The 8,873-nt window shown below is 69.0% G+C and carries 9 protein-coding genes; 3 read left to right on the plus strand and 6 right to left on the minus strand.

What is annotated here, in order from left to right; genetic code table 11:
• Both H537_RS46990 and pcaF read left to right on the plus strand, forming a co-directional pair.
• A partial coding sequence (locus tag H537_RS46990) for a 4Fe-4S dicluster domain-containing protein (RefSeq protein WP_043461232.1) occupies positions 1–324 on the plus strand: 324 nt, incomplete at its 5' end.
• A gap of 81 nt (positions 325–405) precedes the next feature.
• Positions 406–1,608, plus strand: coding sequence for a 3-oxoadipyl-CoA thiolase (gene pcaF / locus H537_RS0133460; protein WP_029001370.1), 1,203 nt, complete (start codon positions 406–408; stop codon positions 1,606–1,608).
• A 396-nt stretch (positions 1,609–2,004) separates the two neighbouring features.
• Here the strand turns inward: pcaF and H537_RS51755 are convergent, their stop codons facing one another.
• The 5 genes from H537_RS51755 to H537_RS53750 form a co-directional block, all read right to left on the minus strand.
• Positions 2,005–2,412, minus strand: coding sequence for a cupin domain-containing protein (locus tag H537_RS51755; protein WP_084151151.1), 408 nt, complete (start codon positions 2,410–2,412; stop codon positions 2,005–2,007).
• Between the two features lie 53 nt (positions 2,413–2,465).
• Complete coding sequence (locus H537_RS0133475; RefSeq protein ID WP_043461298.1) at positions 2,466–3,581, minus strand: HupE/UreJ family protein; 1,116 nt, start codon at positions 3,579–3,581, stop codon at positions 2,466–2,468.
• Positions 3,582–3,652: 71 nt separating this feature from the next.
• The gene (locus H537_RS0133480) at positions 3,653–4,093 is read right to left on the minus strand and encodes a cupin domain-containing protein (RefSeq protein WP_029001374.1); all 441 of its coding nucleotides are present in this window, start codon (positions 4,091–4,093) and stop codon (positions 3,653–3,655) included.
• A gap of 126 nt (positions 4,094–4,219) precedes the next feature.
• Positions 4,220–7,384 carry an AfsR/SARP family transcriptional regulator gene (locus tag H537_RS46995; RefSeq protein ID WP_043461234.1) on the minus strand — a complete coding sequence of 1,055 codons (3,165 nt, stop codon included), beginning with the start codon at positions 7,382–7,384 and terminating at the stop codon, positions 4,220–4,222.
• A gap of 120 nt (positions 7,385–7,504) precedes the next feature.
• The gene (locus tag H537_RS53750) at positions 7,505–7,780 is read right to left on the minus strand and encodes a PDC sensor domain-containing protein (RefSeq protein ID WP_156902104.1); all 276 of its coding nucleotides are present in this window, start codon (positions 7,778–7,780) and stop codon (positions 7,505–7,507) included.
• Positions 7,781–8,053: 273 nt separating this feature from the next.
• Between H537_RS53750 and H537_RS53755 the strand changes: the two genes are divergently transcribed.
• Positions 8,054–8,533, plus strand: coding sequence for a hypothetical protein (locus tag H537_RS53755; RefSeq protein ID WP_156902105.1), 480 nt, complete (start codon positions 8,054–8,056; stop codon positions 8,531–8,533).
• A 121-nt stretch (positions 8,534–8,654) separates the two neighbouring features.
• On the opposite strand, the gene H537_RS53760 is transcribed toward H537_RS53755, so the two are convergent.
• Positions 8,655–8,873 (minus strand): hypothetical protein (locus H537_RS53760; protein WP_211235130.1); only part of this gene is annotated, 219 nt, incomplete at its 5' end.

Below are 8,873 nucleotides of genomic sequence, written 5' to 3' on the forward strand. Positions count from 1 at the left end.
AAGCCCGACGGCGTGCTGAGCTTCGACCGGCTGTCCTCGGTGTTCATCAGCAACACCAACCACGAGGAGAACCAGCCGGCGCACCTCACGCTCAAGGACGCGAGCGTGCCCACGCGCATCAACCGGCCCAAGTTCGCCGGGCCGGAGAGCCGCTACTGCCCCGCGGGCGTGTACGAGTTCGTGCCGGCCGAGGGCGGCGGCGAGCGGCTGCAGATCAACGCCCAGAACTGCGTGCACTGCAAGACCTGCGACATCAAGGACCCGACGCAGAACATCGTCTGGGTCACGCCCGAAGGCGGCGGCCCCAACTACGCAGGCATGTGAAACCGTCGGCGGGGGCCCGGCAGCCCGCGGCCGACGGCACCAACCGCACTCCCCATTTCCACCATCACAGGAGACGACACCATGGCGCACGCCTTCATCTGCGATGCCATCCGCACCCCCATCGGCCGTTACGGCGGCGCGCTTTCCAGCGTGCGTGCTGACGACCTGGGCGCCATCCCGATCAAGGCCTTGATGGCTCGCAACCCGCAGGTCGACTGGCAAGCGGTGGCGGATGTCCTCTACGGCTGTGCCAACCAGGCCGGCGAGGACAACCGGAACGTGGCGCGCATGGCCAGCCTGCTCGCCGGGCTGCCGGTGGAGGTGCCGGGTGCGACCATCAACCGGCTGTGCGGCTCGAGCCTGGATGCGGTCGGCTCCGCGGCGCGTGCGATCAAGGCGGGGGAAGCCAGCCTGATGCTCGCCGGCGGCGTGGAGAGCATGTCCCGCGCGCCATTCGTCATGCCCAAGGCTGAGAGCGCCTTCAGCCGCAGCAACACGGTCTACGACACGACCATCGGCTGGCGCTTCATCAACCCGCTGATGAAGGCGCAGTACGGCGTCGACTCGATGCCTGAGACGGCCGAGAACGTGGCCACGGAGTACGGAATCAGCCGCGAGGACCAGGACCGCATGGCGCTGGCCAGCCAGCTCAGGGCCGTGGCGGCCCAGGAAGCCGGCCACTTCGCGCGGGAGATCACGCCCGTGACCATCGCGCAGAAGAAAGGAGAGGTGCTGGTGGTGAGCCGGGACGAACATCCGCGGCCGACCAGCCTGGAGGCCCTGGCCAGGCTCAAGGGCGTGGTGCGCCCGGACGGCACGGTGACTGCGGGCAACGCCTCCGGCGTCAATGACGGCGCCTGCGCGCTGCTGCTGGCCAACGAGGCCGCGGCGGCAAAGCAGGGACTGACGCCCAGGGCGCGTGTCGTGGGCATGGCCACGGCCGGCGTGGCGCCGCGCGTGATGGGCATTGGTCCGGCACCGGCCACCGAAAAGGTGCTGGCACAGACCGGCTTGGCACTGGAGCAAATGGACGTGATCGAGCTTAACGAGGCCTTCGCCGCCCAGGGTCTGGCCGTGCTACGCCTGCTGGGCTTGAGAGACGACGACGAGCGCGTCAACGCCTGGGGCGGCGCAATCGCATTGGGTCACCCGCTGGGTGCGAGCGGCGCCCGCCTGGCCACCACGGCGGTCAACCGACTGCACGTCAGCGGTGGCCGCTACGCGCTGTGCACGATGTGCATCGGCGTTGGGCAAGGCATCGCGCTGGTGCTCGAGCGCGCGTGACACGGCCCTGGGTACGCGCTCGCATTGAACTCAGCCCGGTTCTACGGATGGTTTGTCGGCTTGGAGCTCAAGCCAATCCTGGATTGATGGCTCAACTCGATGACGCCCGGACAACGGCGCCCTCGCCTGCGGCACCACAGTCTTCAGGCGCAGCGTCTGCAGCATCTGGTAAGCGGTACCCACCACCGCGGACAGCACCGGCAGCCCGTTGCGGCCCTCCACCGACTGCCCTTCGCCACCATCCTCATGCACATGCGCGACAACGCCGAGGGCGTTTTGGCGATCAAGTGAGTGCCACTGGCAAGTGGTTCAACTATGAGCGCACATATCGCCCCCTTCAAAGTGCTGCTTCTGCGAACCACATCTGCATCGCGGTTCAGCCTTGAAAAGGCGCTCTCAAGGCTTTGCGGCAGGAGAAGCCAGGGGTTTGCCTTTTTCGACAACGTAGACACCCAAAATTCGTGTGGGAGCGTTGCCGGCGTTATGGGCATCGTGCACCGTACCGGCAGGCACCACGAACGATTCGCCGGCCTTGTAGACATGGGGCGGCTGGCCATCGATCAGCAGCTCGAACTGCCCCTCCTGCACGTAGCTGATCTCGTCACCGGGATGCGTATGGCGGCCTGCCCTGCCGTCCGGCGCAATCTCTATGCGCACCACTACCGCCTCGCGGCCAGGCACCGACACGTCGGCTTTGTTGATGATGGTGCGGGTCAGTCCAGTGGCTTGAGCCCAGACGCTGCCCGCGCCTGCGCACGCCAGAACGGCAGCCAGGGCATGGGCGGTGAACCGAGTTGATTGCATGGCGTGAACCTTTCTCAAGTGAAGACCAAGAACCAGGGCGTGCGGTCGATGCATCAGGCCAAGGCTGGCGGCAGCAGTTGCAGCCCCAAGGCCCTCTCGGCGAGCCAGAGGCCAGCCCAAACAATCGCCAGCGCGGAGCCTCCCTGCAACAGCACGGGCCGGTAATAGCGGGTGTGCCGCAGCGCGAACGCCGCCGGCAGCAGCATGGTCACCAGCGCCATCTGGCCCAGCTCGACGCCGGTATTGAATCCAGCCAGCGCCAGAGCCAGCAAGGCGTCCGGCAAGCGCAAGCCGGTGAGCGCGCCGGCGAAACCGAAGCCGTGTATCAGGCCGAAACCGAAGGCCGCGTACCAACGGCGGCAGGTCACCCGGGGCCGCACGTTGTCCAGCGCGGTCAGCAGCACCGATGCGGCGATGGCCGACTCCACCGCGCGCGACGGCAGCCACACCATTTGCAGTACCGCCAGGGCCAACGTCAGCGAGTGCGCCAGCGTGAACGCGGTGACGACCTTGAGCGTGTCGCGCAGCACGTCGGCCAGACGCTGCCTGGGGTGCCAGCGGCCCTGCTCGTACCTGAGCACCGCCGGCAGCAGCAATGCGCCGAGGAACAGCAGGTGATCCTTGCCCATGGCGATGTGGGCCATGCCATCGCGCACGAATGCCCGGAACAGCGGCCCGCGCGCCGGCAAGGCGAGCGTGAAGCGCAGCGCCCTGTGTCGCGCATCCAGCAAGCCGAGCTGGGTGCGGGCGTCTTCGCGCAAGCGCACGACGTGCTGGCCCATGGCGGCATCGTCAACGGGCGCAACATCGCGCAGCCGCAGTTCGCCCGCGCCCCGCGGGGCACAGCGCAGCGCGAAGCGCAGCACAAGGTAGTTGCTGTCCTCGTGCGGCTTCACCGCCGCGCCCGCGGGCTCGCAGTCGTGGCCGTCGCGTGTCAGGCGCAAGGACGCCAGCACGGCGGCAGCAACGGCATCGCCATGGCGGGCCAGCCAGCCGGTGCGGTCCGCATCGCCTGCGAATGCCATGTCCAGCCCGGCGGCGCGTGCTCCTGCGGCCAGCGACAGGATCCATTCGCCGCGCACGCCCTCGCCCGTCACGTCCAAGCCCAGGAAGCCGTCGCCGCCGATGTGAGCCCATGCCGGGGCCGCCAGCGCGCCGGCCAGCACCATCAGCAGTGCAGCCAGCACGCGCGCCGGACACGGCGCCTGTGCTGCCACGGCGATAGCGCTGCGCATGGGGGCTACTTCTTCAACCATTGCGTGCCGGTGGGCCCCATGCCGGAGTCCTGGAACACCACCGGTCCGTCCTTGGCCAGCACGTAGTGCGGCACCCCAGCCTGCATGACCATGAAGGAGCCGGCGCTGAGCTTGCGTGCGGTGTCGGGCTTGAAGTCCTGGCCCACGCCGGCGTAGAGGTCGCCCGAGAGGATGGTGAAGTAGCGGGTATCGGGATGGGTGTGCGGCGGGATCACGCTGCCCGGCGCCATGCGCACGCGCAGCTCGTAGAGCCCGGGCTTGTCGGCAGCGCCGGAGAGGAACGCAACGTCCACGCCCGGCGCAGGTGCCAGCGGTTTCCAGGGGACCTGCTCCGGGGTCGTGACGGGGGGCGCTTCTTGCGCCTGGACACCGAACACGGCGGCACAGCACGCCAGCGCGGCGGAAACGGTTCTGAGGGCCAACATGAGCAACCTCCTTCGCGACAGTTGCACGGGGAAAGGCGGCCTGCACGAAGACACCGTGTCGACCACCGCCGCAACCAGGATGCGCGGCGCTGGCACACCGATGGCATACCGATTCGCGTCAGGTTCTCAGGCCGGCTCCTCCAAGCTGCGTCCGAGCACCTGGCTCGCCGCCGAGGGGTGCCGCCCCGCGCTGGCCAGCGCCCGGCACAGGCGCTGGTACAGCGCCCGGCCTTCAGCCCGGCGGCCGGCAACCCGGTGGCGGTGCATCAACGCTTGGTAGGGCGCCTCGGCCAGGGCATCGGCCTCGATGGCGCGCAAGCCGCACGCCAGCGCGTCGGCGTGGGCCCCGTCGCGCTCCAGTCGTTCGATCTGCGCCACGACAAGGTGAGCGAAACGCGCCCGCAGTTGCTCGCGTGCGGCATCGCTCCACGGCGCCTGCACCTCCAAGGGCAGCAAGGGGCCGCGATACAGTGCCAGCGCTTGCTGGGCGACCGCGGCGGCTTGAGTGTCTTGCAGCTGCGCCGCCAGGGCCTGCGCGCACAGCCGCTCGAACGCCCAGGCGTCCACCCAGCAGCAGCGCGGCTCCAGGCTCACCGCTCCCTCATGCAGCCGCACGGCCTGCGGCGATCCGAGGATGCGGCGCAACCGGTACAGCGCCGCTTCCAGCGCCTGGTGGGCAGCGTCGCCCTCGAGCTCCGGCCACAGCGCGTCCTCCAGCCGCTGCACAGCTACGTCCTGGCCGCCGAAGGCGATCAGCGCCTTCAGCAGACCGATCACGCGCTTGGGCGCCTTGCGCGTGAAGACCAACGGCCGGCCCTGCACTTCCAACTCGAAGCTGCCCAAGGCTCGCACCTTCACGGGCCAGGGCCAAGCCTGCGTGGCCTCGACGGGCGGTGCCATGGCGAGCCCTTGCGCCACCTCTGACACGAAGTGCGGCTCGATGTCCAGCGCCAGGGCCCGGGCGCACAGCACACCGGCGTCCTCGTGCAGCAGCCACGGCGTATGGCGCAGGTTCATCTCGCGCGCGAGCCGCCAGCCCCGGGCCAGCGCCGGGGCGGCCCGCTGCGCGTCGGAAGCCATCAAGGCTTCCAGCAGCGCGCTTTGGCTATCGAGCACTCGGTTGCCCAGCTCGTCAGCCAGGCGCCGCAGGGCCGCGAGGTCCTGCCTGGCCTGCGCCGTATCGCCCTGGGCCCAGGCGACGCGGGCACGCAGGTGCAGGCAGCGCGCGTGGGTCACCAACCAGCCCGAGGCCGCAGCCAGTTCGACGGCCAGCGCGGCGTGCCGCTGCGCGGCGGACGCGTCGCCGCGGCACAGGGCGATCCAGGCGGAGAGATGGTGGTAGTAGATGCCCGGCGTGCCGCGAGTGGCGTCAGCCTGCTGCGCAAGCTCGTCGCACAGCCGCGCGGCCTCGTCGAGGTCGCCACTCATCAGCGCGGCGCGCCCGCCGTGGAAACGCAGAAAGCTGTTCCAGGTCGTGATGCCGGTTTCGCGCGAGCGCGCCAGGCCCTTGCGCATCGTTGCCAAGGCTGCATCCAGCTCGCCCGCTTCGACTTGGTAGATGATGCGGCCCAGGTGGCTGAAGCTCTCGGTGAAGGCCGACAGGTTGCGCACACGGTCGGCGGCGTCCAGCAGCAGCCGCGCCTGTAGCAGCTGGCCGCGCTGCGTCTCGTAGCTCACCGCAAGGTAAGCCAGGTAGACGCGCTGGCCGGCGTCGGCGCCGGCGGACAGGCCCAGCGTCACCGCCCGGTCCCGCCAGCGCCCGTAGTCCGGATGGCGCGGGCGGCGGTGCCACAGCGCCACGAACATGCCGTAGACGAAGGGATATTCGACGTCTTCGCAGGGAAAGCTGTCGTCATGGCGCAGCAGCTCGTCGGCCACGTCTATCCAGTGGTCCAGCCGGTGCAGCGGGGCATGGGCGTTGAAGCGTATGGCCTGCACCACGCGCGCCCAAGCCAGCAGCCGCCCGGCGCGCTCGCCCGCACGGCCGAAGAGCTCGAAGGCACGCGTGCACACCCGCTCGCTATGCGCGGGGTCCACGGCCAGCAGCGCGTGGCCCTGCCAGTACGACAGCCAAGCATCGCGCTCCACGCGCGGCGCGGGCATGGCATCCATCCAGCGCAGCAGCAGTTCGTGCCGGCCTTGGGCGATCAGCCCCGGCGCGGCGTGGCGCACCAGGCGGGCCAGGCCGTCCCAGTCGAGCGCCTGCTCCAGCAGCTCGACGGCGGCGTCCCACTGGCCGTCCTCTTCCAGGATCGCCGCGGCGCGCTTCGCCAGGGCTTGGCGATCGGGCGCCGGGATGCTGCGTGCCGCTTGATCCAGCAGGAAGGCACGGAACAGGGCATGGAAGTGGTACGACAGCCCGCGGTTGAGGCGCCGGTCGGTGAACAGGTGGCGCCGGTACAGCGTCTCCAGCAGCGAGCCGGCGTGGATGGCCCCGCTCAGGGCTTCAACCTGTGCCGGCGAGGCGTGCGGCAGGTAGGCCGCGCGCATGAGCGTGTCGCGGTCGGTGGCCGACACCTGTTCGAAGATCAGTCCAGCGATGTAGTTGAAGACCTCCTGCATCGTCTCGCCCTGGCCGATCTGGTTGACGCTGCCAGTCTGGTGGTAGCGCTCCAGCATCAGCACCACACCGGCGGCCCAGCCTTCGCAGGTGGCCACCAGCTCGTGCAGCACGGCGGCGTCCAAGCCCGGACGGCTGGCCCGTGCCAAGGCGCACGCTTCCTCGTCTGTCAGGCGCAGTGCCTGCCAGTCCAGGCGCGCCAGGCGCTGAACGGCCACCAGCGAGGCAAACGCGGGGGGCAGCTCGTCGCGACTGATCAGCACGAGGTTGACCCCTGGGCCCAGTTCCTGGGCGGCATCGCACAGCATGGCGTGCAGCGGCGCCTGCAGGCCCAGGACCTGGTAGTTGTCGAGCACCAGCAGGGTGCCGGGCGGCAGGGCCTCGGACAGCTCGCGGAACCACCGCCGCGTGAAGCCTGCCAGGTCGCCCCGCAGTTCGGCGCTGAGCAAGGGCAGGTGCAGGCGGCGCTGCGGCAGCGCGGCCGTTGCGGCACGGCGCAGGTAATAGAAGCACGTGGCGGGATCCTCGTCGCCGCCGTCGAGCTGCATCCACAGCGTCATCGCACCACGGGCTTGCGCATAGCCGGCCATCAGCGTGGTCTTGCCCGCGCCCGGCGGGCCGATGACGGCTATCAGCGGATGCCGGCGCAGCTCGTCGAGGTGCCGGTAGATCCGTTGCCTAGGCACGGCGGCATACAGCTCCGGCCGGGTGAGCTTGGCAAGGCTTGGCATCGCTGATTTGGCAGCGGCCATGAGGCGCCTTCACGTCAATCTTCTTCCGAATGGCGGCCAACGACGGGCTATTGGCTTGCCTGAAGGTTTGCTCACCTCATTCGGTGGCATCGCGCATGCCTAAAGTGGCAACGCGCCAGTGAAGTTAACGCAGATAAACGTGACCATCACAACGGCCGTACAGGTGCGCCTCCAGCGCGCCAAGGCTTCGTCAGTCCCCGTGGCCGCGGCAATGAGGAGCGGCAAGTCTGCGATGCGACGGAAGACCGTGATGCGCTCGATGCCGTCCACGCCGCTGATGCGAATGGCGTGGCCCAACGCCGCCTGCTCGCGAAAGGCGTTGCCCGCCTCGGCGCTCAGGGTCGTGCCTACCCCCTGGCTGACACCGCACACCACGCGCGCGCACCACGTCGTCGAGCCCCACCAGCGACACCAGGCCTTGCACTTCCAGTGCCACGCCGCGGTAGACCCCCTCGAAGTGGCCCGGATCCACCGAGGCCACCGCCACGCCCAGCAGTTTTCCATTGGCGGCGTCGACGCGGCGTGAAAGCTGGATGGTCCACCGCCCGGACACCCTGACCAGCCCCGGCTTGCCGAACAGACCGTCCTTGCTCATGGACGCGGTCACCGTGCACTTTCGTGGCGGGGGCGGTTGTGAACGTCGGGTGGGTGCTGTCCAGGCTGTTTCGCGAACACGTCACGCGGCAGTTCAGTGCCGTGCTCACGGCCGAACTCGAGCAGGTCATGGCCCGTTTCGAACTGGATGCTCAAGGGCGGCCCTACCTCGATCCGGTAGCCCTGAGCGACCCGCGCTGGAAACGGCCCTATTCCGGGCTGGATTGGCAGGTGGACCAAACCCGCTGCGTGGCGGCTGCTGGTCGCGGCGGACCGCCATGCGACAGTGGAAGCCATCAAGCGCTTCAACGGCGTGCAGGCCTTGTCACTGGTCGCGCGGCTGGGACTGTTGCTGCCGGGGGCGTCAATATCAAGATCATGCTGAGCGGCTGTGGCGGGCAGAGCCTGGGCATTGTTCAGCCTCTCTCATTTGCGCCTCCGTGCTCGATAGGAGGTGAATCAGCGACTGCACATGGCGCGTTTGATTCCGACCCGCGTCGCGTCGCGAAAGTCGATGTGGTCAGGAAGATATGAGAGCCCATTTTCAGGGCGGGCTGCGACGCTCGGCACGCAGCCCGCGAATACGCTCTCGAGCCTCAGTCCGGAGAACACGCCGGTGCAGGCGCCGGCTTCCGGTAGGCGTGCAAGAGCCCTTTCAGACGTAGCGGTACGGGCGCTCGTACTTCCAAAGCGTGCCGTTGTAGCCCACGGCCCAGACGTTGTCGTCCAGTCCGACGGCAATGCTCTCGAAGCCGCTGCCCGGGACCTTGACGAAATAGCGGCCGGTGTCGGAGTAGTAAATTGAGCCGTCGTCCTTGCGCGTTACCCAGATCGTGCCGCACGGCGAGACCGCCACGTCCACGAGGCGGGACGG

It is taken from the genome of Azohydromonas australica DSM 1124, assembly GCF_000430725.1.
Classification (GTDB): Bacteria; Pseudomonadota; Gammaproteobacteria; order Burkholderiales; family Burkholderiaceae_C; genus Azohydromonas; species Azohydromonas australica.